Raw genomic sequence first — 24,137 nt, forward strand, 5'->3', positions numbered from 1 at the left:
TTGAGCAATCCCGTCACCGGCACGCTCGCCCTCGTCCGGGCGGTCTTCATCCTGGCGCGCGAGGGCGTCGTCTCCGCGCTGCCGGCCGAGGGCCTGCCGCCGATGGCAGCGCTCGCGCACCGCGTCGCCGGGCTGATGGCGCGGCGCTCGGCGCGCCGGCGCGCGCGCTCCGAGCGCCTGTCCTTGGCGCTGAACCGGCTTGGGCCCTCCTATGTGAAGCTCGGCCAGTTCCTGGCGACGCGCCCCGACATCGTCGGCACCGAGATCGCGCTGGAGCTCAGCCAGCTTCAGGACAAGGTGCCGCCCTTCCCGCGCGAAACGGCGATCCGCGACATCGAGGTGACACTCGGTCGCCGCATCGACGACCTCTTCGTCGAGTTCGGCGACGTCGTGGGCGCGGCCTCGATCGCTCAGGTGCATAAGGCCACGGTCCTGACGCGCGAAGGCACCCTTCGCGAGGTCGCGGTCAAGGTGATCCGGCCGGGCGTGCGCCTGCGCTTCCGGCGCGAGCTGGAGGCCTTCGCCTTCATCGCCCGCGTTCTCGAAACCTTCGTGCGCTCCTCGCGCCGGCTCCGGCCCGTGGCCGTGGTGGAAACGCTGGCACAGTCGACCCGCATCGAGATGGATCTGCGCCTCGAAGCGGCCGCTTCTTCAGAGATGGCCGACAATGTGGCTGAAGATCCGAACTTCCGCGTGCCCACCATCGATTGGGAGCGGACGGGCCGCGACGTTCTCACCATGGAATGGATCGACGGCATCAAGATGAACGACGTGGCGGCGGTGGCCGCCGCCGGCCACGATCTGCCGCGCCTCGGCGTCAACCTCGTGCAGTCCTTTCTACGCCATTCCATGCGCGACGGCTTCTTCCATGCCGACATGCACCCGGGAAACCTCTTCGTGGTGGCGGACGGGACGATCGTGGCGGTGGATCTCGGCATCGTCGGTCGCCTGTCCGCCGATTCGCGAAGGTTCCTCGCCGAAATCCTCTACGGCTTCATCCGGCGCGACTACCGGCGTGTGGCCGAGGTCCATTTCGAGGCCGGCTACGTGCCGCGCCATCAGGACGTGCTCTCCTTCGCCCAGGCGCTGCGCGCCATCGGCGAGCCCATTCATGGCCAGCCGGCCGAGACCATCTCCATGGCCCATCTCCTGACGCTTCTGTTCGAAGTCACGGAGCTCTTCGACATGCAGGCGCGGCCCGAGCTGGTGCTCCTGCAGAAGACCATGGTTGTGGTGGAAGGGGTGGCGCGCTCCTACGACCCGCGCTTCAACATGTGGGAAGCGGCCGAGCCGGTGGTGACGAGCTACATCGTCTCCGAGATCGGCCCGGCGGCGAAGCTCCGCGACGCGCGAGAGGGATTGGAAGCGCTCGGGCGCATCGCCAAGCGCCTGCCCGACTTCGCGAACGGGCTCGAGGTCTTCGCCAAGAACATGCCAGACCTCATCGAGAACGGCATCCACATCAACGACGACGACCTCGTGGAACTCGCCAAGGAATCGCGCACCGGGCTCATCATCGGCCACATCGCGCAGATCGCCTCGGCGGTGGCGCTGGTGGTGATCGCCTGGCAGCTGAGCTTCGGATGATTGCATTGCCATCATCGCCCGGCGGAACTATCTTCGTGCCGACGGGAGATGTCGGCCATGGCCAGTCTAACCATTCGCAACATCGATGACGACCTGAAGCGCAAGCTTCAGATCCGAGCAGCTCGCAATGGTCGCTCCATGGAGCAGGAGCTTCGGGTCGCGCTCCGGCAGTTCGCGGACGAACCGGCTTCCGAAGAGCGGAGCCCGGAGGAAGCAAGGGCGATCTACCACCGGATCATGGCTCTCAGCCGACCACCGCTCGAACCTTTCGATCAGAAGGCGGTCTCGGACGAAATCAACGACTTCGTCCCATGATTGTCGTGGACACGTCGGCCCTCGTCGCCATCCTGACGGGCGAGCCGGAGGGGAGCGGCTTTGGCGCGTTCTTGAGCACACGAACGGAGATCGCTCTTTCCACAGGAAACGCGGTGGAGGCCCATATAGTCATGAATGCCCGTTGGGGGCGTGAGGGCTCCGCTCGCCTCGATACGCTTCTGGAAACACTGGGTGTCGAATTCCACGACGTCGATCCGCTACAGATGCGGCTGGCCGTCGACGCTTTCGTTCGCTTCGGCCGCGGCTCCGGGCATCCCGCCAAGCTGAACTACGGCGACTGCTTCGCCTATGCTCTAGCCCGCAGCCTGGACGCGCCGCTCCTGTTCAAGGGCGACGACTTCATCCACACCGATATCCGTTCGGCTCTTGTCCCCGCATGACGACGCTTTCCGGCAAACGCATTCTCCTCGTCGTCGGCGGCGGCATCGCGGCCTACAAGTGCCTCGACCTCGTGCGGCGCCTGCGCGAGCGCGGAGCCCTGGTGACGGGGGTGATGACGAAGGCGGCGGCCGAGTTCGTGACGCCGCTTTCGCTCGGCGCGCTGACGGGCACCAAAGTCTACGGCGAACTCTTCGACCGGGACGACGAGCAGGATGTCGGGCACATCCGCCTCGCGCGCGGCGCCGATCTGGTGATCTTGGCGCCCGCCAGCGCAACCCGTATGGGCCGGATGGCGGCGGGGATCGGCGACGATCTCGCTGGCGCCGTGCTTCTGGCCACCCGCGCGCCGGTGCTTCTCGCCCCCGCCATGAACCCGGCGATGTGGACCCATCCGGCCACGCGCCGAAGCCTGGAGACCCTTCGCGGGGACGGCATCCGTTTCGTCGGGCCCAATCGCGGCGAGATGGCGGAAAGCGGGGAGGCCGGCGAAGGGCGCATGGCCGAGCCGCTGGAGATCGTGGCCGCGGTCGAGCGTATTCTCGGGTCGCAGGACGGGCCACTCGCCGGGCGCCACGTTGTCGTCACCTCCGGGCCGACGCACGAGCCGATCGACCCGGTGCGCTATATCGCCAACCGCTCCTCCGGGCGGCAGGGCCATGCGATCGCGCAAAGCCTTGCTCGGCTCGGCGCACGGGTGACGCTGGTGTCGGGTCCGGTGTCGATCCCCGATCCGGTTGGGGTTGAGACCGTGCGCGTGGAAACCGCGCGCGAGATGCTCCGGGCGGTCGAGGCGGCCTTGCCGGCCGATGCGGCGGTGTTCGTGGCCGCCGTCGCCGACTGGCGGGTGGCGAGCGACGCGGCTCACAAGATCAAGAAGACCGGGGACGGGCCGCCCGCTCTCGCGCTCGTGGAAAACCCGGACATCCTGCGAACGATCGGCACCGGCCCCCGGCGCCCGGCGCTCGTCGTCGGCTTCGCCGCCGAAACGCGCGACCTTCTGGAGAACGCCAAGGCCAAGTTGGCTAGCAAGGGCGCCGATCTCATCGTCGCCAACGACGTGTCGGGCGATGTCATGGGCGGAAGCGTCAACACGGTTCGCCTCGTCTCGTCTGAGGGCGTCGAGGAATGGCCGACTTCCAGCAAGGAAGCGGTGGCCGACCGGCTGGCGCTGGACATCGCCCGGCGTCTCGGGGCACCTCTGCCGGCATGAGCGAACCCTTGCGAATCGGCGTGCGCCGCCTGCCCCATGCCGACGGGATCGCGCTTCCTCAATACCAGACCACAGGGGCGGCGGGCGCCGACCTGCGCGCGGCGATTGGTGAGCCCATCGTTCTCCAGCCGCTCGCCCGCGCCTTGGTTCCGACCGGCCTCGTCTTCGACATTCCCGATGGGTTCGAGGTCCAGGTGCGCCCGCGCTCGGGGCTGGCCGCGCGTCACGGCGTCACCGTTCTCAACACGCCCGGCACGGTGGACAGCGACTATCGGGGCGAGGTCATGGCGATCCTCGTCAACCTCGGCTCCAAGCCCTTCACCATCGCGCGGGGCGAGCGCATCGCGCAGATCGTCGTCGCGCCCGTGACCCGAGCGCGCTTCGAGGCGGTGGAAGATGTGTCCACTTCCGCGCGCGGGACGGGCGGCTTCGGCTCCACCGGTCGCTAAGACGCTATCGGACGGCCGCGAGACGGCGCTCGGGGAGCGGCGGTTCAACAGCTCGTGCGGGCGCTGTCGCCTCGATCAGGGGGCCGCGCCCCAACGCCCCGAGCTGGGTCAGGTTGAAGCGGTTCCGCCCCGTCCGCTTGGCGGTGTAGAGATTGGCGTCGGCGATCTTGTAGAGGGTGGGAAAAGCGACGGCCGAGCGGAACGAAACGCCGCCGATCGACACCGACAGACGCGTGCGCCGCTCGGCGGGCCCGACCTCGATCCGGTGAATGGCGAGCCGCAGTCGCTCGGCGACGATCCGCGCTTCCTCCATCCCGGCATTCTTCAGGAGAATGGCGAACTCCTCGCCGCCCAGACGCCCGACGAGATCGTCCTGGCGCACGGACCGGCGGAGCGTCGCGGCGATCGCGGTCAGGGCCTCGTCGCCGACATGGTGGCCGAGCCGGTCGTTGATCCGCTTGAAATGGTCGGCGTCGAGGATCATCAGCGTGTGGGGCTGAAGATCGGTGGCGCGCCGGCGCGAAAGGCTCGCGATCGACCCCTCCGCCGCGCGCTTGAAGGCGGTGCGGTTGAGAACCTGCGTCAGCCCGTCGCGCGTGGCGGCGTGGAACAGGCGGTCGTTGTCGCGCTTGAGACGCGTGATGCGCAGCGCCGCGTAGATCTGCAGCGGCAGCGCCGACAGGAACAAGGCAAGGAGGCAGAAGGACAGGGTCGCGCGCGTCGCCGGCAGCGCGAAGCCGTCGAACGCGTAGAAGGCAGCGATCACGGTGATCGCCCCCATCGTCACCGTCAGCCCGAGAAGCTCCAGCGAGAAGCGGACGAGGCTGTCGAGGGAATTCGATCGCATGATAGTCTTTCTTGAGGCATTGAACGGCATTCCGTCCCACGGCGTGCCTTTCCTGGGGGCGAACGTCAACGCACGGCGGCGGCTTCGGTCTGCTCCATGAGGGCGATCCGCGTCGGTCTTTGCGAACATCATTTCGGAATGATCTCCTGGCTGGGGAGAAATTGCCCCTAAATCGCTGCCGATCGGGTTCGAAACGCTGGGGTTGGAACCGGGTTCGGCGTAAGCTCTGTTGCTTGAGCGACCGCGCAAGCGGTCCGACGACGAAAGGACGCGGGAAGCAACATGGACAATCGCCCCAATGAAGGCGCCGCGCGCACCCATGGTCGCGGCCGGGTCTACAATTCCATTCTCGACACGATCGGCGACACGCCGCTGGTGCGGCTCGACAAGCTGGCCGCCGAGAAGAACGTCAAGGCGCATCTTCTCGCCAAGCTCGAGTTCTTCAATCCGATCGCCTCGGTGAAGGACCGGATCGGCGTCGCCATGCTGGAAGCGCTGGAAGCGGCCGGCACGATCCAGCCGGGCCGCAACACGCTCGTCGAGCCGACGTCGGGCAACACGGGCATCGCGCTGGCGTTCGCGGCCGCCGCCAAGGGCTATCAGCTGATCCTGACCATGCCCGAGACCATGTCGATCGAGCGTCGTAAGATGCTGCGCCTGCTCGGCGCCGAGCTCGTCCTGACAGAAGGCGCGCGCGGCATGAAGGGTGCCATCGCCAAGGCGGAGGAGCTGCGGGCCGAAATCCCGAACGCGGTGATCCCGCAACAGTTCGAAAACCCCGCCAACCCGGAGATCCACCGCGTCACCACGGCCGAGGAAATCTGGAACGACACGGCCGGGGCGGTCGACATCTTCGTGTCCGGCATCGGCACGGGCGGCACCATCACCGGCACGGGCCAAGTTCTGAAGAGCCGCAAGCCCGGCGTCCACGTCGTGGCGGTGGAGCCGGAAGCCTCGCCGGTGCTGTCCGGCGGCGCGCCGGGGCCGCACAAGATTCAAGGCATCGGCGCGGGCTTCGCTCCCCCGATCCTCGACCGCGAGATCTACGACGAGGTGGTGACCGTTTCCAACGAGGAAAGCTTCGAGATCGCGCGCCTCGTCGCCCGCCTCGAAGGCGTGCCGGTCGGCATCTCGTCGGGCGCGGCGCTGAGCGCGGCCATCAAGGTCGGCCAGCGCGAGGAGAACGCCGGCAAGACGCTGGTGGTGATCATTCCCTCCTTTGCCGAGCGCTACCTGTCGACGGCCCTGTTCGAAGGGCTGGTGGACGAGGCGGAGCCCAAGGAGCCGCCGCGCGGCACGCCCTCGATCTGAGGCGCTTCGTCGCGACGCATTCCAGAGGGCCGCTTTCCCGAGCGGCCCTTTTCTTTTGGGGCCGACGTCCTTTCTAAAGGAGGCGCCGCGGGGAGGCGGCGCTTCGCCCGACGACCCTTTGCCGAAACCCCGGACGGACCCGCATGCCCATTCAGGAAACCCTGGAAAACTCCCAGACCTTCTTCCGCACGCTGGCGGCGCAGGCCGCCGCCTTCCTGCCCAACCTCGTCATCGCGCTTCTGATCGTTGCGATCGGCTTCTTTCTGGCTGGCCGGCTGGCCCAACTCGTGACGCGCGCCTTCGGCGCCTCGGCCAAGATCGACCAGACGGTTCGCGGACCGCTCGTCGCCATCGTTCGCTATGTCGTGATCATCATGACGCTGGTGATCGCGCTGGGGCAGGTCGGGGTCCAGATGACCTCGCTGCTCGCCGTCCTCGGCGCTGCGGGCCTCGCCGTCGGTCTCGCCCTCCAGGGCACGCTCACCAACATCGCGGCCGGCATCATGCTCCTGTGGCTGCGCCCGTTCCGCGTCGGCGACTATATCGAGACGCAGAACTTCGCCGGCCGTGTGCACGAGATCGGCCTCTTCGTCTGCCATCTCGAAACCTTCGACGGCCTGTTCGTCTTCGCGCCGAACTCGACGCTCTGGAACGTGTGGATGCGCAACCATTCGCGCGCCGCCTCGCGCCTTCTTGCCTGGGCGGTGACGGTGCCGCGCGACGTGCCCTTCGAGGAGGCACGCGCGACGCTGATCGAGGCTTGGGCGCGCGAGGGCGCGGACGGCCGGCTGAGCGAGCCCGTCGCCTTTCTCGACCAGCTGACGGCGGATGCGCAGGTGCTCGTGCTGCGCGGCCGGGTCACGGAAGGGGAAACGGCCACCGCGCAGCGCCGGATCGCGGAGGCCATCCGGCTTCGCTTCGCCGAGCGATTCGGTCAGGGCTCGGAGCCGCGAGCGATCCAGCGCATCGTGCCGGGCGACGCCGATCCCTCGCGCTATCTCGGCGAGGACGAGGCGCCCGAAGCCAGCCGGGCGCTCGTCAACGACCGGCCGGAAGCGGCGGATCAGGGCGTCGTATCCAGTCCAAGAGGCTGATCGTCGTCGACGCATGAAAAAAAGGCGGCGGCCCCGAAGGACCGCCGCCTTTTCGTGTGTCGGATGCGCTGAGCCTCAGCGGCCCGGACGCACGGCCTTCTTGGGCGCGGGCAGGAGGCCTTCGCGCTGGGCCTGCTTGCGAGCGGCCTTGCGGGTGCGGCGGATGGCATCCTGCTTCTCGCGGACGCGGCGCTCGGACGGCTTCTCGTAAGCCCGGCGCTCCTTCATCTCGCGGAAGACGCCTTCGCGCTGCAGCTTCTTCTTGAGCGCCCGCAGCGCCTGTTCCACGTTGTTGTCGCGAACGTCGACCTTCATGAGGATCCTTTCGAGAATACGAGGCAGGGCGCTAACCCTGGAGTTTTCGATGCCGGAGGGCGTCCGGCGCTTCTTCCATTCATTCGTCCGTCGGCGGCGGAGCCGATGGGCTCGGGGCCTCTCCCGAAAGGAAGAACGCCACGTCCGTCGCGGTCGGCAGGCAAACGATCGGGTGTCAATGGCGCTTTTCCCCTCGCAAATCAAGCGCCAACCTGCGCGAGGGGGGAGGATTCGACTCTTCAGGTTGTCCGGTGCCGGCGAGAAACGCGCATCGGCAACCCGCCGCGCGGCTGGATCGTGATCTTCTGCACCGGGTGAGGCGGGCGGGCGCCCGCATAGTCGAAGCGAAGATGCCGCAGCAGGCAGGCGAGCGCGATCACGCCTTCCTGCAGGGCGAAGGAGGCCCCGATGCACACGCGCGGGCCGACGCCGAAGGGAATGTACCCGTAGCGGTCGATCCGCCCTCGGTTCTCGGGCAGGAAGCGCTCCGGCAGGAAATGGCCGGGCCGCTCCCACAGGCGCTCGTGGCGGTGGACCAGCCAGGGCATGACGAGAAGCGTGGCGCCGGCGGGAATGTCGAGCCCGGCCACCCGGTCCGCTTCGACGGCCATGCGGTTGAGCGAAGGGGCGGGCGGATAAAGCCGCATCGCCTCCTCGAAGGCGGCGCGCGTGTGGGGCAGGGCGTCGGCCCATTCGCGCGGATCGGGAAGGTGAGCCAAGCGCTCGTCGAGCTCGCGCTCGACCTTGTCGCGCTCGGCGGGCGCCTGCGACAGGAGAAACAGAGTCCAGCCGAGGGCTCTGGCGGTGGTTTCGTGCCCGGCGCCGATGAAGGTGATGATGTTGTCCTCCACCTCGGACGGCTTGAGGCCGTCCGTCTGGAGAAGGAGGGTCAGAAGATCGCGCGGCGCGCCGGCGGGATCATCGGCCAGAGCCAGGCGCCGCCGCTCGGCCGTCTCGGCGATCAGGCGGCGGAAATAGGCGACCGACCGCCGCCCCAAGAGGCGTCCGATGCGGGGAAGAAAGGCCGGGGCATCGAGAAGGTCGAGCGGGTCGATGCGCCCCATGCGGGCGAGAAAGTCGTCCATCGCGCGTGCGAACTCGGCCGGCTCGCCGGCGATCGCGTCCGTGAACAGCGTCGCCTGAAGGATGTCGTAGGTGAGAAGCGTCATCTCGTGGGCGGCGTCGCGGACGCCTTCGCGCCGGCCGAGCCCTTCGGCGAAGCGATCCGAGCGCTCGGCCATCACCGCGGCAAGGCCTCCGATGTTGCGCGGGGTGAACACCGGCGCCATGGCGCGCCGCGTGCGTCGCCAAAGCTCGCCCTCGGCCGTCAGCAACCCATCGCGCAGCATCGGCCGGAGCACGCGCTGGCGTAAGGGTTGCATCGCGTAGTTCGAAGCGTTCTCCACGAGGCAGTAGCGGATCGCCTGGGGATCGCTGACGACGATCGTCGGCACCTTGAGCCAGTCGTCGCGCAAGATCGGCTCGCGATACGCGCGCTCGCCCCAGATCTCGATCGGGTTGCGCATCGCCGTCCAGACGAAGGACGCCGTCCCCAGGGGACGCGGCTGCGGCGGCGGGGCGGGAGCAAGGAACGGCTCGGGCAGAAAGGTCATGGAGGCATCCGGGCGGGAACGCATGGTTCTGCGCATATGGGAACGCGCTCCGTGCCGCGGAAGGCGAGGGCGACCCAGGCTGGAGCAGCGGGTGCGCAAAGCTTGGATTCCGGGCCGAGAACCATTATATCGGAGGGACCCTTCGAGGGTACGAACGCCAGGCGATCGGAGCTCGTCGCTCTCGACTCGCGTCACCGCAGGAACCCCATGTCAGAAGCCTTCGAGACGAACCCCGGCGCCGGCGCCGAATACGGCGCGGATTCCATCAAGGTGCTGAAGGGTCTCGATGCCGTGCGCAAGCGCCCCGGCATGTATATCGGCGACACGGACGACGGCTCCGGCCTCCATCACATGGTCTACGAGGTGGTCGACAACGCCATCGACGAGGCGCTCGCCGGCCACGCGACGCTCGTCACCGTGACGCTCAACCCCGACGGCTCCTGCACCGTGACGGACAACGGGCGCGGCATCCCGACCGACATCCACTCCTCCGAAGGCGTGTCGGCGGCCGAGGTCATCATGACCCAGCTCCATGCCGGCGGTAAGTTCGACCAGAACTCCTACAAGGTCTCGGGCGGTCTGCACGGCGTCGGCGTGTCGGTCGTCAACGCGCTCTCCGTGTGGCTCAAGATGAAGATCCGCCGCAAGGGCCAGATCCACGAGATGAGCTTCACCCATGGCGTCGCCGACGCGCCGCTGGAGGTGACCGGCGAGGCGGGGTCGGAGACGGGCACCGCGATCACCTTCCTGCCCTCTACCGACACGTTCCGGGGCGTCACCACCTTCGACTACGGGACGCTGGAGCATCGCCTGCGCGAGCTCGCGTTCCTGAACTCGGGGGTGCGCATTGTGCTCGCCGACAAGCGCCACGCCGACGAGAAGCGCAACGAGCTGTTCTACGAGGGCGGTCTCGAAGCGTTCGTTCGCTATCTCGACCGCGCTCGCAAGCCGCTTCTGGCCGAGCCGATCGTCGTCAAGGCCGAGCGCGAGGGCATCACGGTGGAAGCCGCGCTCTGGTGGAACGACAGCTACCAGGACAACGTCCTGTGCTTCACCAACAACATCCCCCAGCGCGACGGCGGCACGCATATGGCCGGCTTTCGCGGCGCCTTGACGCGCCAGGTGATCGGCTACGCCGAGAACTCCGGCCAGCTCAAGAAGGAAAAGGTCCAGCCGACCGGCGACGACTGCCGCGAGGGGCTGACCTGCGTCCTGTCGGTCAAGGTGCCCGATCCGAAGTTCTCCTCGCAGACCAAGGGCAAGCTCGTGTCCTCCGAGGTGCGCCCCGTGGTCGAGGGCGCGATGAACGAGGCGCTGTCGAGCTGGTTCGAGGAGCACCCGTCCGACGCGCGCACTGTGGTCGGCAAGATGGTGCAGGCGGCGGCCGCCCGCGAGGCCGCGCGCAAGGCCCGGGAGACCGTGCGCAAGGACGTGATGAGCGTCTCGACCCTGCCCGGCAAGCTCGCCGATTGCCAGGAGAAGGACCCGGCGAAGTCCGAAATCTTCATCGTCGAGGGTGATTCGGCCGGCGGCTCGGCCAAGGGTGCGCGCTCGCGCCAGAACCAGGCGATCCTGCCGCTCCGCGGCAAGATCCTCAACGTCGAGCGCGTGCGCTTCGACCGGATGATCTCGTCCGACCAGATCGGCACCTTGATCACCGCGCTCGGCACCGGCATCGGCACGTTCGAAGGCTCGACCTACGGGTTCGACGCCGACAAGCTGCGCTACCACAAGATCATCATCATGACGGACGCCGACGTCGACGGCGCCCATATCCGCACCCTGCTCCTCACCTTCTTCTTCCGGCAGATGCCCGAGCTGATCGAGCGCGGCTACGTCTACATCGCCCAGCCCCCGCTCTATAAGGTGACGCGCGGCAAGCAGAGCCAGTACCTGAAGAACGAGAAGGCGCTGGAGAACTACCTGATCGATGGCGGCCTGGAAGACGCGGCGCTGACGCTGGGCTCGGGCGAGGTGCGTTTGAAGCGCGACCTGCGCGCGCTGGTGGAAGATGCGCTGCAGGTCCGCCAGATCCTCGGCGGTCTTCATTCGCGCTACAACCGCGCCGTGGTGGAGCAGGCGGCGATCGCCGGCGCGCTGAGCCCCGCTGTCGCCGAGAACCGGGGCGAGGCCGAGGTTATGGCCGATCGCATCGCCAAGGCGCTCGACGCGGTCGCCGAGGAAACCGAGCGCGGCTGGATCGGCGAGGCGGACGGCGAGGGCGGCTACCGCTTCCAGCGCACGGTGCGCGGGGTCCAGGAGGTGCAGGCGCTGGATGCCGGGCTCGTCCAATCGGCCGACGCGATCGCGCTGCATCGTCTGGCCGCTCGCCTTGGCGAGGTCTACGAGACGCCCCCCGTCCTGAAGCGCAAGGAAACCGAGCTCGCGATCTCGGGGCCGCTGGAATTCCTGAACGCCGTCTTCGACGTCGGTCGCAAGGGCTTGTCGCTCCAGCGCTACAAGGGCCTTGGCGAGATGGACCCCGAGCAGCTCTGGGAAACCACGCTCGACCCGGAAGTCCGCTCGCTCCTCCAGGTCAAGATCGCGGATGCCACCGACGCCGACCAGCTCTTCTCCCGTCTGATGGGCGACGAGGTGGAGCCGCGCCGCGAGTTCATCCAGGAAAACGCCCTCCAGGTCGCCAACCTCGATATTTAGATGCGGATTCTCACAATAAACCGGAAACCGTTCACAAAAAACCGGAAACCGATTCTCACTGAAAGTGCGTTCTAGCGTAAAGATTCCAAGGGCTTGGTAGCTTGAAATCGGAAACGTACCGGATTCTGGCGACATCGGGTGAAACGGAAAAACCACGCTGAGCTTTCCGGTCGCCAACCCTATAGATCCTGCATTTGGTTATATGGAATTTATGGGTAGGCGCAGATCAAGGCATGGGGAACGTCACTGTCGACGTCCGACGCGAAGCTTGTCGCGTCGGTGGTCCGCCGAAGATGTCCGGCTGACCCGAGTGAAGTGCATCAAACCTTCACTGGCGGAGACCGGCATGAAGCCAAGCGCGACGTTGGTCGAAGTGGGTAGGTGAACTGGACGGCTGGCTCGGTTCCGAGACGGCCGTCAGGAACTCCGGACAAGTCCGCAAACGCGAGGCAAAGGATCTCGCGCCTACATTCGTCCATGGCCGCATGACGACTGGCTCTCAACCGACGCCGACCGGGCCAGCGCCGCCCGCCTGCCTTTCAACCCAAGCCCCTATTGCAACGGCCGAACCGAATGCCCACCGTGCGAACATTGCGGCTCTCGGGAAGCCGAAGCCGAACCGCGTTTTGCCGCTTATTGTGCCGATGCCCATAAAGACCCCCGGTTAGCCCATATACATCGGTCCGATGCCCATATACGCCGAAGCGTGGGGTAGCCGGGTGTCGGGCCGAAGGGCCAAGGGTTGAACATGAGCCACCAGGTCAGGATGCTCAGCATTGCCCTTTCCCCGCTCTGCAATCGGGGCTGGGCATGCTCCAACCCGAACGCAAACGCGGCGTGGTTAGCCCGTCAGCGTTAGCTTCGTACACAGCGGACGACAGCGGAGCCTGTACTCCTCCCGCAGCCATCCGGACGTCGCCAACAAGGCTCCTGTCCGTAAGTCCGCAATCAATGGTGGCGACCAAACCGGATGGTCACCGTCCGAACACCGCAGACCTCCGGAAGCCGAAGGCGGACAGCGTTTCGCCGCCTGGCTTCAACCGCTTGCTCGTGCGTCGCCAGTTCACAGCGCTCGTTGAATTCCGTGCGCGAGCACGCCCACTCCGGCAACTCATCGGAATGGGACAGCGCCCATTCAGGCAGGTTGTCCAGGAACCGCGAGTCGCTCCCGTTCAGGTCGCGATCGACGCTCGATACCTCCTCACCGGTAGCGCAGACCCATTCCATGGCGGCCGGGTCCAGGATCTCCAGGAACACGACGGACCAGTCCGACCGATCGAACACCCATCGGGTATCGGACCACGTCGGCCGGCCGTCGAAGAAGTGCTGCCACTTGCCGACGAAGACGAAGCGACGATCTGCGTCGTCCTCTTCCTCGTCGCACTCCGACGGAGCCGTCTGACCGAACGCGATGAGGTCCATCATTCTACGAACTCCCAAAGCCCGTCATCGCGAAGCATGGGCAGCGTGCGCACCCAAGAGGGAAACTCCGCGCTCAAGGTGACAGGAGGACTTACGTCTAGGTCTAGGAGCCCGGGATGGTCTTCGAGCAGCTTCCGTTCGAAGTCCCTTCCTTCGGCCTTCGTGCCCAGCAACCTGGGGCCGTCCTCCACCGCGCGGAAATTGAGCCATACGACCGCCTTCTTGTCGCGGTCCAGGACCCAGCGCACGGGGGTGTCCAGCCCGATGCCAAGTAGATCGCATCTCCAGTCGACGCTGGAGGCGAACTGTTCGCGACGGCGACCGTCTTCGGCGTGGCGGCTGTGTCCGCCACTGTCGTTGCGAGTCCTTTCGGCCATTCCTTGCACCTCCTTCCGAGCGCATTTCAGCGCGACATCAAAATGGTCCCCCGGATCGGTTGGGCCCGCAAGCGCCCCGCCGACGCGCTCGGGCTTCGGATCCATTCCTCCGACCGCGGCTGCGTCCTGGATCCACCGTTCCTGCTGAATTCTTCTTGTGCGATCGCTCGACCGGATGAGAAGGCGACGAGCGCCGCGCTGCCAGCGCCTCCATGCCCCGGAACACGACGGGCGAACTGCTCTCGGTTTCCGCAGGACCGTTCGCGTTCTGTCCACCGCTTGCGCTTCCGATTTTTTGCCCTCACCATTTTTCGGCGGTCCCGATCGACCGTCCGAAACCGACCGAGGGAGACCGATGGCAGACAGGATCGAAACCACCGACGAACTCAAGAAGGCGCTGGCCGCGGCGTCGAAGGCGGGCAGCCTCGACGTGCGCGTCGAGGTCCGGGAAGCGCGCGAAACCTTCGATGTCTCCGACACCGTCACCGACGTCGAGATCCACCGGGCGATCACCGACGTGATCCGTTCGGGAGACAAACCGAAGGTCGTCTTCGTCCTGGGCGGCGGGCTCGTCGTGTCGCAGCTACACCTGCCGGAAGATGAACCCTACAGCATCGAAGACGAGCAATGGAGCGTGGAACGCGACCTGACGGGCATGCACGGCGGAAAGGTCTGGCTGTCGCCGGCGCCCGACAGCGCTTCCGGTTACGGCATCCTCGACGCGTTTCGGATGCCCGCGGGTGAATACGGGCCGACGGACTGGCCGTTGGTCAAACGCTTCGGCGTCGAGTGCGGCAAGTTCCAGCAGTCCCGGGAACGGGTGGCGGCTTGACGTGCGAGACGGAATGCGAGCCAGTCGGCAGGAGCGATCGGTCGGCTGATGGGATCGACGCCTTCCGACGGTTGGGCGACATGCTGCGCGAGAGGGGATGGCAGCCAACGGACGCGCAGGTTTGCGAACTCGCGCGGATGCTGGCCGACCGCACGCCGTCGCCGTCCAGTTCTGTCCGCTAGGAGTCAGGACTGAACGCCTAGCTTAGCCGCTCTCGATCGACGGTGCGGAACTCGTGGGCGTTGCCTGGTCCGGAAAACATTTCCGATCGACGGCACCCTTCGCCGGACGGCTGAATCCTTTGGCCAGGGCTGGTCACGGGAAGATGACGCTCAGCCTGCCTGGCATGCGCGCCATCCCGGTGTGGAGGGCAATCTCCCAACCGGCGGTCGAGGCACCAAGCTCCTGACCGAGGCCAACGAACGCCTCCATCGATCAGCCCGGAAAAAATTCCTGTCCACATACTTGCGTCCGCCTCCGACCCGGGGAACCATTTTTGCAGTGATCGAAGTCGCAAGGAGCCTCACGTGCCGAACAGACGAATGCGCCTGCACCAGCTGACGTTGGACGAGGAGACGAGGGAAGCCATGTTCGCGGCCAGGGGGGCCTACTTGGCGGCAGGGCGCGAGGACCCCTAGGTCGGGGTGGCGAGGGTCCTGGAGGAACGGCTGGGCCTCGACCTCGCCGATCCCACGAACGCGGACGTCGCCATCATCGTCAACGATGAAGACTTCAGCTTTCTCGCGCCGGATCCGGAGACCGGAACCTTCACGACCATTTCGTCCCTGCTCGCAGTCTACGAAGACGTGCCGTCTGACTGGGCCGGGTGGACCGGTGAGATCCCGCCCCGCTTGGCCATGCTCATGTGGATGATCGGGAACCTGATGAGATCCATCGGCTGGAAAGAGCGCTTCCCGAGACCCATGGCGGCTTAGCCGTCAAGGCGTCCCGTCTTGGCAGGACCGCCGCACAGGACCGCCCGGTCAGTAAGCGTCTGACCAGAACGGCATCGCAGTCCGATCGCTCGGCCGCACGCGGCCATTCGAAACCCAATTCGCCTTCCGCGACGAAGAGCGGACCGTCCGCTTCGGGTCAAATGTTCTCGAACCGTCATCGGTTCGAGGCGGGAAAGGTGTGTAGTGAACCATGAACGCAGGGGAGGGGAAGTTGGCAGAGGATCGGGTCCGCATTCCGAAGACGAGGATCGCCGTTCGGCGCCGCGCTGTCGTCGATGACGGCCTGCCAAGGCAGGCGCGACAGGAACTCGCGCGGAAAAAACCGGAGAACCGCGTGGCGGGCACGATCGATACGACGGAGGAGCTACGCCGGGCGCTTTGCGAGATGGTGAGGAACCGTTCCTTGGACATACGAGGACTCGCCATTCTCGAAGAGAAGCGTTCGCTGTCCGATCAGATGCGCATCAGCGACTCGATGCCGTACTTTGCGATCAGACAGATCGTCGACGAGACGCTGCGGTCCGACCGCAACCCGGAAGTCGTCTTCGCGTTGTCGGGCGGTTTGGTCCTGACACAGGTCTTCGTACCGATGAACGCCCCTTTCGGGCTCGACGACGAACTGTGGCGTGTCGCCAAGAACCTGTCGAAGGTCTACGGCGGGAGCGTCGATGTCGAACCCGCGCCTGCGGCGGCGTCCGGCTATGGCATCCTCACGGCGTACAGGATGCCTTCGTTCGTCTACCTTTCCGGGGACTGGCCGCTCGTCCAGCGGTTCGGCGTCGAATGCGGCAAGTATCGGCAGTCCTGCGAAGCGATGGCCGCCTGACACGCTGCGCAGCAAGCGAACCTGCCATGACGATCCATCGATCCGATGTCTCGGCAGCCGCTCGCGATCATCCGAGCGGTATCACGACCGGGATGGGTGGCCGCAGCCGGGCACGCAGGATCCCAACTTCATTCGGACGTTGACCAACCGCGCCCGCTGACCGCCCCGCGCGAACCCCCGACCGGGGAACATCTTGACCCGTCACCAGCACGAGGAACACCACATGACGAACGCACGCAGCAGCCGAAGCCACATCCTCCTGATCGGCGACGAGACCATGAAGGAGATGTTCGAGGTCAAGGGCGTCTACTCCGCCGACGAGGGAGCGGACCCCTGGGTCGGCGTGGCGCGGATCCTGGAAGACCGGCTCGACATCGACCTGACCGATCCGGCGAACGCCGACCTCCGCATCCAGATCAACAACGAGGACTTCAGCTACCTCGCGCCCCATCCCGCGAGCGAGACGTACACGACCATCTCGTCGCTCCTCAAGATATACGAGAACAAGCTGGCGGGCTTCGACGAGCTGAGCGACGAGGTCCAATACCGATACGGCATGCTGATCGGCTCGATCGGCAACCTGATGTTCTCGCTGTTCGACGCCGAGCAGGAGCGCAAGGCGCTTGCGGCGTAGGGCGCTGCCCCTGAGCGATCGCCGCTCCCGGCTGCGTGGCGTGCCTTTGCGGTTGAACCCGCCCGAAGCTGGGAGCGCCAGTTGCGTCGTTGCCACGCGCCACGATGACGCTGACGTGGCGGCCTGATGCGAGCCGCTACGGTCGAGCCGGCAGACGAAGCCGACCGATCGATGTTTGGGCATCCGCCTGCTGTCAGTTGAACGGCATGCTGCGCAAACAGGGATGGCAGCCATCGGACGCGCAGGTTTGCGACGTGGCGCGGATGCAGGCCGACCACGTGCCCTTGAGGTCCGGCCCGGTCCGCGAGGCATCCGGCCCGATGTGATCTACGGCGCGTGACGGACCGAGCCCTCCGAGACGGAAAAGTTTTCCGATGGGTTGCGGAGTCGGCGAGACCGGGGAACCCTTTGTCGACGCTTTGTGCGCCAGGGAATGGACGGACGGAATGGACGAGCAGGAGTACCAGGAGGAGATCCGGATCGCGGTTGAGGCGCTTCGGCAGGCCGACCGTGACATGGTCGCGTTCGAGCTGGACGAGGCTGATGGCAAGGACACGTTCCTCGCCGAGGGCTCGACGCACGAACGGATCAAGCTCCGCGTCGACGCTGCCATCGCCGCCATCGAGGAAGGCGGTCTGAACCAAGAGACCGCCGCGAAGGGCACGCTCGCGCTGCTCGAGTCGGTCCTGCTCACGACGTACGCCGAGCACATGGGCATGATCGAAGCTGCGGTCCGGATGACGAACGCAGCGGAATGCCGGGCGAACGGCTAGCGCTCTCGCCGATCGATGAACCGGACGCGAAGAGCATCATCTCCATGGCCGAGCAAACCAAGACGCCTCGCCATCACGTAGGAGGGACCACTACGATGTTCCAAGGCATCGCCGACGGATCCCAGGCCACGCGTCCGGCACCGATGGCCGAGCTGACGGTCGGCGCTTTCGCCATGGAGCTGCGCGCCACCGCCCCTGCGGTAGGCCAAGCTTCCGACGGCTGGGTCGGGCGGCCCGTCGCGGTTCTGGCGATCTGCCGTCGCACCCTCATGGTCGCCGGCGTCCACCTCGCGGAGGACGGCGTCAGCTACTACGACATGCTGCGCTGCCTTGCCGACGCCTTCCTGCCGCGGGACGCAGCAGAGTTCGGCGCGGCTGGGTACTGGCCCTGCGAAGGAGTCGCGGAGCGTGTCTTCGTCCATGCACGGCATGATCTGGTACCTGCGCCCGTCCGTCGCTTTCGACAGGCGCTCGGCATCGAGATCGTGCGGCACGAGGACTACGAACCCTTTGTCGGCGACCTCGCGGAGCGGTGGTCCCAAGAGACGGGAATCGAGGTCGACCCCGTACAGGAGGGGCGGTCCGCGATCACGCACATGCTCGCGGGCCGAAAGCCCGAAGGGGACGAGGTCCCTCTGTCCGAGATCGACCGAAGGCTACGTCGCTGGATCGTCGACCGCTACAACGCCGTCCCCGTTCCCGGCATCGAGCGCTCGCCCCTCGACCTGTGGCGCGAGGCGGCGGTCGGCTTCGTCCCGCGGTTCGTGCCTGCCGACGCGCCGGGCGACCTCTTTCGTCCCGACAGGTTCCGCATAATCGGTCCGCGCGGGGTGTCCTGGGGCGGTCGTACCTACTGGAGCGAGGCAGTCCCGGAGCTTGTTGAGAGATGGGGCGAGTCGCGGACATACGAGGTCCGTAGCGACCCGACGGACATCACGCGCGTCGAGATCTGCACGCCGGAGCGCAAGTGGGTGCGCCTGAATGCCCGTTGGGTGTGACCAGGTCACGAGGGCTCATTTTGTCCTTGCCCCTGATCGGCGGACGTTCGCGAGCGTCGAACTCGGGTGCGCCCAGCCCCGCGTATACGTCCGCGGATACCAGAAGGTTCAGCGAGCGGGCCTTTTCCGCCACCGTCGTTCTATCAAGGCCGATCACTCAGAAATCGACCGGACGGCCGTGTTCGTTCTCCCGTTGCCTCAGGGCGCGCGGAGCCATCGAGATGCGAGACCAGCGCGGACTCGGATGCTCCCTCAACGACGATCGGATCCGGTCGTGCAGAATACCCATCCGTTCAACGTTCAACATGTCCTGCGCGATGTTCCGGAACACACGGGCGAAGGGTCTGTTTCGATATGACCGGAACAGCTGCGAGAGCTTCGCGCTGGTACCGATGCTGATGCCCGACAGTCCCAGCGACACCGAGTACTGAGGGCCGCCGTGGGTCGACACCTCGTATCTGCGCATCAAGTCTGCACATGCCTGCTCGAGGTGACGCAGGATCCCGTTGATCTCCCGGGTTCGGTCCGCCGGCGACAGATGATGCAGATTGTCGAGAAGCGTTCGACAGCCCGCGAATTCGGGGCGGCTCCGGAACGACAGGGCCAGTTCTATGCATTGGTCGGGATTGTCGGTTTTCGAGATGAGGTAGGAGACGAAGAACGGCAGTCGCATCGCAAAGCGCGCCCTTCCATCGGGTTCGAGAATGGCCTCGAGCGATTTGCGGGTGGTACGCTTGAGCGCCTCGATAAGGCTGCCGACCTGGCCCGGATGGTCGATCCGGCAGCAGCTCTCGCAGAACGCATCGCGCAGGGGAGCCAGACTCACGTCGGCCGCCTCCCGGTCGGCCAGGGCGTTGTAGAAGTAGGAGCGCTCCGCTGCCCACCCATAGCCGAAGACGAGGCGGTCGAGCATGCTGTTCGCATGCGTTCCGGCATAGGTCGGGTTGCCGGACGCGAGGGCGCGCACGAGTTCCTTGACGTCTCCGATCGCCGGACGGCTGACGACCGAGATTGTAGGCGTGTGGTCGGGGAGGTCGGCGGATCGTTCCGGATCCGAGGTCTCCCCGGTGAAGGCCCCATCGATTCGGTGCTCGTACGAGGCGTGGCGAGTATCCCGGACGAGAAGTGCAAGCGTCAGGTACTCGCTCGAGACGAAGATGTCCCATCTGAGCTGCGGCTCGATGCGAAGCGCCTCGAAGAAGGCGGCGACGTCGGCAGCGGGCTCGGCGCCGTCAAAGGAGAACATCATCCCGCGTGCGAAAGCTGCTGCTTCCTCGGCGACGGACTTGCGCACTGCTGGGTCCGGCTTCTGGAAGCGCACGTAGTCGAAGGCCTTCAACCTTTGGGCCCGGTAACTGTCCTTGTAATCGTCTACGGCGATCAACTCGTCGCTGAACAGGATGGCGGTGACCAGACGCTCGAGGCATAGGACGTCGTTGTCGACTTGATCGAGGCTCGCGGTCCGAACCCGCCCGGTGATCCGCTCCACACCTCCGAGAGTGGCGTTGTCGATCAGGATGCGGCGAGGTGCCATGAGCGTGATCTCCTCAAAAGTCGGGAAGGCATCGGGCCGACTCCCGCATTATGCACGCTCTCATCCGAGTTCATCGAACCCCACGATCCCGCGTCCGCGGACCTCCAAGGATTCGGTCCCGCGTCGTCGATGGATGCATGCGGTTCCGAAGGTTTCCCGACACGGCCGCCGTGCTGGGTTCTTGATCCAGCTCACCCCACGGCCCGGACGCTCGGGTGCGATGCAAGGACTGCCCGAAGGACTTCCGCGAACCATGATGCGATGGTAGCTCGAATCCACGGGCGTTCGCGAGCGCCCCGTAGCAACGGGTTCACGAGAAAATGGCCTCCATCGATCCAGACGTGAATGCCCTTCTCGACGCGCTGACGAGAGGCGGACTCGCCGAACTCGCGCGATCGGCAGCCGAACGCGCCACGGGGGTAGATGACACAGAGCCGGAGACGAGGGGCCGCGAAGGATACGTCTCGAGGGAGCGCCAGCTCGAAGGAGCCAACCAAGCCGTCGTCTCCCGGCTCAAGCGTGAGATCGCTGCCGGAAGCAGGATAAGGGAACTCGCGGCCGGACTCGACTTGAAGGCGGTAGTCATACTGCCCAATCCGGTTCCGGAACGCCCGGAGGGGCGACCGGAAGGTCCGGAAGGGCAAAGGGACGACTTGCTGGATCCAGAAAGAATCCGCGCGATGGAAGCTTTGCTCAAAAGTTGGGTGCGGGCGGAGGCAGCGCTGCGAGAGCGTTGGGAGGCTGAGCGTGCCGACTAAGCCGAAGCCCGTATCACAGGAGCTGACCGACGCGATCCAGCAAGCGGCGGTCCAGGTATCCATTCATGCGCCGTCGTTCTCTTCCGGCAACGGCAAGGCGTTCGAGACTTGGATCTTTCTGGAAGCCGCGGCGGTTCTGCAGACAAATAACGCCGTCCTGGCGAGGGACAGCCACGGCAAACCGACTTCCGAGTTTCGGGTTTGCGGCGCCCCGAGCAATCTTCCGACGATGTCGACCTCCGCGGCTTCGGAGCCGTGCCACTTCCTGGTCGGCGATCATCGCGAACTCCATGCCGGGTTGCTGCACCGCGGCGCTAGCGGCGACAGTCACGAACTCGATGTCTCGGTCGTAAGCACACACGATGCGGCGGTTCTCCGTCACGGCCGCAACCGAGAACCCTACCAGGGCACAAGGTATGCTGGGATCGAGCTGAAGGAGTACGATGCGGCAGGTAGCTTGCCGAAGACGTACGCACGTGCCCTGCTCGGGGTGGCGTTGGACCTCGACCCGCTCCGTTTCATCTACCCGGTCGAATTACGGCTCGGCGGGCAGGCCGTCTTTCATTGGCATGATGGATTCTTTAATTCCCCAAATTACATGTTGCTGACGACGGCAGCTCTGACGGGGCCCACCCGAAGTCTTCTCAACCACTACCGGATGACCTGGGTCGATTGCGTCGCGGCCGGACATCTCCCCAGCGAGTTCGAGGCCTTCGTGTCTGCCTAGTACGGGAAGGGCGTCGACATCCCTGCGATTTACGCACGGCAGCTCCTGTTCTGCGCCTATCTGGAATGTGATCGGACCCAGCCAGCGAGCTCAACCGGGCAGGATCCGGCGTCGACGGGTCCTGCCTGCGGTGCAAGGCCACGATCAATTTGGCGGTAAGCCGACACAGCCCACTTCGAATCGCGGGGTTCGCGTCTAGGATGCGGCAAACGACCGAGACGCGTGTGGATCGACGGGAGGTGCCGTGCTTCAGGAAATCAGGGTGGCGGGCCATGGCAGCTACTCCGCGGAAGGCGAGGTGCTCGCCCCGCTGAAGTCCGTGAACTTCCTCTTCGGGACCAACGGTGCGGGCAAGACCACGATCTCCCGCGTGATCCGCGACCCGGACGCGCACGCTCCTTCAGTCGTGACGTGGCGACACGACCGACCGCTGGCGTGCCTTGTCTACAACAGCGACTTCGTCACGGCGAACTTCTCCAGCCAGTTGCCGGGCATCTTCACGCTTGGGGCGGCCGAGCAGGACACGCTGGAGAAGATCGATCGGCAGCGGGCGGCCATCGGCGCCATCGAGGCGGAGATCGACCGACTGGGCAGGACGCTTGGGCCCGAGGATTGCTCTTCGGGCAAGCGCGGCGACAGGAAGGCGCTCCGCGACGGGTTCGAGCGCGAATGCTGGAAGATCAAGACCCGGCACGACCCCCACTTCAAGGACTCGTTCCAAGGCGTCCGGAGCGCGGCCGCGAGGTTCTGCGACCGCGTCATCGAGGAGGCCGGGGCCAACACGGCCGACGCCGTCGACGTCGAGGAGCTAAAGAGAACCGCGGCCACGCTTTACGGAGTGGGACTCGAACGGCAGGCACCCCTGCCGACGATTGAGCTGGACGACTTGATCGCCATCGAGGACCTGGAAGTTCTCGCGCGTCGGATCGTCGGGAAGGACGACGTCGACGTCGCCGCCCTCATCAAGAGGCTCGGGAACAGCGACTGGGTGAGGCAGGGCCTGTCCTACCTCGGCTCGGGTTCGACCTGTCCCTTCTGCCAGCAGGCCATGGCCGCCGACCTGGTGAAGGAGATCGAGGGCTACTTCGACGAGACCTACCTCAACGAAGTCGCCGCCATCTCGAAGGCGTACGATTCCTACGAGGTGCTTTCCGAGTCCTCCCTGCGTCACTTGGGGGACCTGCTGGCCCTCGAAAGCCCCCATCTCGACGCGGAAGCGCTACGCACGGAAATCGGTCGACTGTCGGATCGGCTAGCGGTCAACCTGCGGCTGCTTGCCAGCAAGAGGCGCGAGCCCAGCACGCCCGTCTTCCTCGAACCCATAGAGGAACTGGTACGGCCCATAGCGGCGCGCGTCGCGGCGGCCAACGAGGCCGTGACGGAGCACAATCGACTGATGGCCAACATCGTCGGGGAGCGGCGTACGCACGTCCAGCAGGTCTGGCGTTGCCTGCTGAACGAAAGCCGGGCGACGATCGGGGCATACATCAAGGCGGCCGGCGATCTCGACAAGGCGATCAACGGGCTCTCCCGCGGCATCGAAGCCAAGCGACGGGAGCTTGCGGCGGCGAAGGCGGACCTGCGCGCCCTCGAGAGGCAGGTCACCAGCGTCCAGCCGACGGTCGCCGCCATGAACGGCATCCTCGCATCGTTCGGTTTCACGAACTTCGCTCTCAGAACGGCGGGCGACAGGGACCACCTGTACGAGATCGTCCGCGGCGACGGACAGAGCGCCGCCGCGACGCTCAGCGAGGGCGAGCGCAGCTTCGTCTCGTTCCTCTACTTCTTCCATTTGATCCGGGGCGGCGTGACCGAGGCGGACGTGACCTCCGACCGCATCGTGGTCTTCGACGACCCGGTGTCGAGCCTCGACAGCGACGTGCTGTTCATCGTCAGCGCCCTGATCAAGCGTGTGATCAGGGAAGCCGAGGCCGGCACGGGTCAGGTGAAGCAGGTCTTCCTGCTGACCCACAACATATACTTCCACAAGGAGGTGTCATACGATCCGGGCCGTGGTGCCCAGGCTCGTTCGACCGAGACATTCTGGATCGTCCGCAAGCACGGCGGCGCCTCGAGGATCGTCGGCTACCCCACCAACCCGATCAAGACGTCGTACGAACTCCTGTGGGCGGAGGTCCGCAACCCGAACCGCTCGAACGCGACCATCCAGAACACGCTCCGGCGCATCGTCGAAAACTACTTCAAGATCCTCGGGAACGTCGACACCGACCATATCGTCGCCCGGTTCGAGGGGCGCGACCAGCAGGTCTGCTCGTCCTTGTTCTCGTGGGTCAACGACGGGTCCCACGGCGTACACGACGACCTCTACGTCTCGGCCGACCAGAGCGTCGTCGATCGCTACCTCGACGTGTTCCGCAGGATATTCGTGGAGACCCACCACGAAGCCCACTATTGGATGATGATGGGACCGGAGGGGCGGGCTCCGGCTCCCGTCGGGGTGGCCGAGAGCGCTTCGGGAGAGCCCAGGTGAGGCCGAAC

The 24,137-nt window shown here is 66.0% G+C and carries 23 protein-coding genes; 17 read left to right on the forward strand and 6 right to left on the reverse strand.

All coding sequences use genetic code 11. The annotated features are described in order from the left end of the window. From ubiB to dut, 5 genes are read left to right on the forward strand one after another with little or no spacing between them, the layout of a single operon-like run. Positions 1–1,587: a 2-polyprenylphenol 6-hydroxylase gene (gene ubiB / locus H7A85_RS02420; protein ID WP_182084277.1), complete on the forward strand. Its 1,587-nt coding sequence runs from the start codon at positions 1–3 to the stop codon at positions 1,585–1,587. A gap of 57 nt (positions 1,588–1,644) precedes the next feature. Next, positions 1,645–1,902, forward strand: a complete 258-nt coding sequence (locus H7A85_RS02425) for a plasmid stabilization protein (RefSeq protein ID WP_182084278.1) — start codon at positions 1,645–1,647, stop codon at positions 1,900–1,902. Beyond that, complete coding sequence (locus H7A85_RS02430; RefSeq protein WP_182084279.1) at positions 1,899–2,303, forward strand: type II toxin-antitoxin system VapC family toxin; 405 nt, start codon at positions 1,899–1,901, stop codon at positions 2,301–2,303. The genes H7A85_RS02425 and H7A85_RS02430 overlap by 4 nt, the downstream gene beginning before the upstream one ends. Beyond that, positions 2,300–3,514 (forward strand): bifunctional phosphopantothenoylcysteine decarboxylase/phosphopantothenate--cysteine ligase CoaBC, encoded by a 1,215-nt coding sequence (gene coaBC, locus H7A85_RS02435; RefSeq protein WP_182084280.1) that lies wholly within the window; start codon positions 2,300–2,302, stop codon positions 3,512–3,514. The genes H7A85_RS02430 and coaBC overlap by 4 nt, the downstream gene beginning before the upstream one ends. Then, the gene (gene dut / locus H7A85_RS02440) at positions 3,511–3,963 is read left to right on the forward strand and encodes a dUTP diphosphatase (protein WP_182084281.1); all 453 of its coding nucleotides are present in this window, start codon (positions 3,511–3,513) and stop codon (positions 3,961–3,963) included. The genes coaBC and dut overlap by 4 nt, the downstream gene beginning before the upstream one ends. Positions 3,964–3,967: 4 nt before the next feature. Here dut and H7A85_RS02445 read toward each other — a convergent pair whose 3' ends face one another. Beyond that, the gene (locus tag H7A85_RS02445) at positions 3,968–4,810 is read right to left on the reverse strand and encodes a GGDEF domain-containing protein (protein ID WP_182084282.1); all 843 of its coding nucleotides are present in this window, start codon (positions 4,808–4,810) and stop codon (positions 3,968–3,970) included. A 282-nt stretch (positions 4,811–5,092) separates the two neighbouring features. Between H7A85_RS02445 and cysK the strand changes: the two genes are divergently transcribed. Both cysK and H7A85_RS02455 read left to right on the forward strand, forming a co-directional pair. Continuing rightward, positions 5,093–6,121 carry a cysteine synthase A gene (gene cysK / locus H7A85_RS02450; RefSeq protein ID WP_182084283.1) on the forward strand — a complete coding sequence of 343 codons (1,029 nt, stop codon included), beginning with the start codon at positions 5,093–5,095 and terminating at the stop codon, positions 6,119–6,121. Positions 6,122–6,264: 143 nt separating this feature from the next. Further along, positions 6,265–7,215, forward strand: a complete 951-nt coding sequence (locus H7A85_RS02455; protein WP_182084284.1) for a mechanosensitive ion channel family protein — start codon at positions 6,265–6,267, stop codon at positions 7,213–7,215. 75 nt (positions 7,216–7,290) lie between these two features. Here the strand turns inward: H7A85_RS02455 and rpsU are convergent, their stop codons facing one another. Next, on the reverse strand, positions 7,291–7,530 hold the full coding sequence (rpsU, locus tag H7A85_RS02460; protein WP_119540027.1) for a 30S ribosomal protein S21: 240 nt from the start codon (positions 7,528–7,530) through the stop codon (positions 7,291–7,293). A gap of 239 nt (positions 7,531–7,769) precedes the next feature. Then, positions 7,770–9,143: a cytochrome P450 gene (locus H7A85_RS02465; protein WP_182084285.1), complete on the reverse strand. Its 1,374-nt coding sequence runs from the start codon at positions 9,141–9,143 to the stop codon at positions 7,770–7,772. Between the two features lie 207 nt (positions 9,144–9,350). Here H7A85_RS02465 and gyrB point away from each other — a divergent pair, with 207 nt between their 5' ends. Further along, the gene (gyrB, locus tag H7A85_RS02470) at positions 9,351–11,801 is read left to right on the forward strand and encodes a DNA topoisomerase (ATP-hydrolyzing) subunit B (RefSeq protein ID WP_182084286.1); all 2,451 of its coding nucleotides are present in this window, start codon (positions 9,351–9,353) and stop codon (positions 11,799–11,801) included. A 948-nt stretch (positions 11,802–12,749) separates the two neighbouring features. On the opposite strand, the gene H7A85_RS02475 is transcribed toward gyrB, so the two are convergent. Both H7A85_RS02475 and H7A85_RS02480 read right to left on the reverse strand, forming a co-directional pair. Then, positions 12,750–13,226, reverse strand: coding sequence for a hypothetical protein (locus H7A85_RS02475; RefSeq protein WP_182084287.1), 477 nt, complete (start codon positions 13,224–13,226; stop codon positions 12,750–12,752). Continuing rightward, entirely contained in the window at positions 13,223–13,705 is a 483-nt protein-coding gene (locus tag H7A85_RS02480; RefSeq protein WP_182084288.1) for a hypothetical protein, read from the reverse strand. The genes H7A85_RS02475 and H7A85_RS02480 overlap by 4 nt, the downstream gene beginning before the upstream one ends. Positions 13,706–13,955: 250 nt before the next feature. Here H7A85_RS02480 and H7A85_RS02485 point away from each other — a divergent pair, with 250 nt between their 5' ends. The 6 genes from H7A85_RS02485 to H7A85_RS02510 all read left to right on the forward strand — a co-directional run bounded on the left by H7A85_RS02485 (position 13,956) and on the right by H7A85_RS02510 (position 18,619). Then, entirely contained in the window at positions 13,956–14,432 is a 477-nt protein-coding gene (locus H7A85_RS02485; protein WP_182084289.1) for a hypothetical protein, read from the forward strand. Between the two features lie 644 nt (positions 14,433–15,076). Then, entirely contained in the window at positions 15,077–15,367 is a 291-nt protein-coding gene (locus H7A85_RS02490) for a hypothetical protein (protein ID WP_182084290.1), read from the forward strand. A gap of 355 nt (positions 15,368–15,722) precedes the next feature. Further along, positions 15,723–16,214 carry a hypothetical protein gene (locus tag H7A85_RS02495; RefSeq protein ID WP_182084291.1) on the forward strand — a complete coding sequence of 164 codons (492 nt, stop codon included), beginning with the start codon at positions 15,723–15,725 and terminating at the stop codon, positions 16,212–16,214. Between the two features lie 223 nt (positions 16,215–16,437). Next, positions 16,438–16,848 carry a hypothetical protein gene (locus H7A85_RS02500; protein ID WP_182084292.1) on the forward strand — a complete coding sequence of 137 codons (411 nt, stop codon included), beginning with the start codon at positions 16,438–16,440 and terminating at the stop codon, positions 16,846–16,848. A gap of 446 nt (positions 16,849–17,294) precedes the next feature. Further along, positions 17,295–17,621, forward strand: coding sequence for a hypothetical protein (locus tag H7A85_RS02505; protein WP_182084293.1), 327 nt, complete (start codon positions 17,295–17,297; stop codon positions 17,619–17,621). A 95-nt stretch (positions 17,622–17,716) separates the two neighbouring features. Next, the gene (locus H7A85_RS02510; protein ID WP_182084294.1) at positions 17,717–18,619 is read left to right on the forward strand and encodes a Mu transposase C-terminal domain-containing protein; all 903 of its coding nucleotides are present in this window, start codon (positions 17,717–17,719) and stop codon (positions 18,617–18,619) included. A gap of 157 nt (positions 18,620–18,776) precedes the next feature. On the opposite strand, the gene H7A85_RS02515 is transcribed toward H7A85_RS02510, so the two are convergent. After that, positions 18,777–20,153: a hypothetical protein gene (locus tag H7A85_RS02515; RefSeq protein WP_182084295.1), complete on the reverse strand. Its 1,377-nt coding sequence runs from the start codon at positions 20,151–20,153 to the stop codon at positions 18,777–18,779. A gap of 320 nt (positions 20,154–20,473) precedes the next feature. On the opposite strand from H7A85_RS02515, the gene H7A85_RS02520 reads away from it, so the two are divergent. The 3 genes from H7A85_RS02520 (at position 20,474) to H7A85_RS02530 (ending at position 24,129) form a co-directional block, all read left to right on the forward strand. After that, positions 20,474–20,911 (forward strand): hypothetical protein, encoded by a 438-nt coding sequence (locus H7A85_RS02520; protein ID WP_182084296.1) that lies wholly within the window; start codon positions 20,474–20,476, stop codon positions 20,909–20,911. Further along, positions 20,901–21,638 (forward strand): hypothetical protein, encoded by a 738-nt coding sequence (locus tag H7A85_RS02525; RefSeq protein WP_182084297.1) that lies wholly within the window; start codon positions 20,901–20,903, stop codon positions 21,636–21,638. The genes H7A85_RS02520 and H7A85_RS02525 overlap by 11 nt, the downstream gene beginning before the upstream one ends. Before the next feature lie 244 nt (positions 21,639–21,882). Next, positions 21,883–24,129, forward strand: a complete 2,247-nt coding sequence (locus tag H7A85_RS02530; RefSeq protein ID WP_182084298.1) for an AAA family ATPase — start codon at positions 21,883–21,885, stop codon at positions 24,127–24,129. Positions 24,130–24,137: the final 8 nt, after the last annotated feature.

The sequence above is a fragment of the Aureimonas sp. ME7 genome (assembly GCF_903970965.1).
GTDB lineage: Bacteria > Pseudomonadota > Alphaproteobacteria > Rhizobiales > Rhizobiaceae > Aureimonas.

Coding starts and splice junctions, on each gene's coding strand:
- H7A85_RS02510 (WP_182084294.1), top strand. CDS start 17,717: ATGTTCCAAGGCATCGCCGACGGATCCCAGGCCACGCGTCCGGCACCG.
- rpsU (WP_119540027.1), bottom strand. CDS start 7,530: ATGAAGGTCGACGTTCGCGACAACAACGTGGAACAGGCGCTGCGGGCG.
- H7A85_RS02445 (WP_182084282.1), bottom strand. CDS start 4,810: ATGCGATCGAATTCCCTCGACAGCCTCGTCCGCTTCTCGCTGGAGCTT.
- coaBC (WP_182084280.1), top strand. CDS start 2,300: ATGACGACGCTTTCCGGCAAACGCATTCTCCTCGTCGTCGGCGGCGGC.
- H7A85_RS02500 (WP_182084292.1), top strand. CDS start 16,438: ATGACGAACGCACGCAGCAGCCGAAGCCACATCCTCCTGATCGGCGAC.
- H7A85_RS02475 (WP_182084287.1), bottom strand. CDS start 13,226: ATGATGGACCTCATCGCGTTCGGTCAGACGGCTCCGTCGGAGTGCGAC.
- H7A85_RS02455 (WP_182084284.1), top strand. CDS start 6,265: ATGCCCATTCAGGAAACCCTGGAAAACTCCCAGACCTTCTTCCGCACG.
- gyrB (WP_182084286.1), top strand. CDS start 9,351: ATGTCAGAAGCCTTCGAGACGAACCCCGGCGCCGGCGCCGAATACGGC.
- dut (WP_182084281.1), top strand. CDS start 3,511: ATGAGCGAACCCTTGCGAATCGGCGTGCGCCGCCTGCCCCATGCCGAC.
- H7A85_RS02430 (WP_182084279.1), top strand. CDS start 1,899: ATGATTGTCGTGGACACGTCGGCCCTCGTCGCCATCCTGACGGGCGAG.
- H7A85_RS02485 (WP_182084289.1), top strand. CDS start 13,956: ATGGCAGACAGGATCGAAACCACCGACGAACTCAAGAAGGCGCTGGCC.
- H7A85_RS02505 (WP_182084293.1), top strand. CDS start 17,295: ATGGACGAGCAGGAGTACCAGGAGGAGATCCGGATCGCGGTTGAGGCG.
- H7A85_RS02480 (WP_182084288.1), bottom strand. CDS start 13,705: ATGGATCCGAAGCCCGAGCGCGTCGGCGGGGCGCTTGCGGGCCCAACC.
- H7A85_RS02520 (WP_182084296.1), top strand. CDS start 20,474: ATGGCCTCCATCGATCCAGACGTGAATGCCCTTCTCGACGCGCTGACG.
- cysK (WP_182084283.1), top strand. CDS start 5,093: ATGGACAATCGCCCCAATGAAGGCGCCGCGCGCACCCATGGTCGCGGC.
- H7A85_RS02465 (WP_182084285.1), bottom strand. CDS start 9,143: ATGACCTTTCTGCCCGAGCCGTTCCTTGCTCCCGCCCCGCCGCCGCAG.
- H7A85_RS02515 (WP_182084295.1), bottom strand. CDS start 20,153: ATGGCACCTCGCCGCATCCTGATCGACAACGCCACTCTCGGAGGTGTG.
- H7A85_RS02425 (WP_182084278.1), top strand. CDS start 1,645: ATGGCCAGTCTAACCATTCGCAACATCGATGACGACCTGAAGCGCAAG.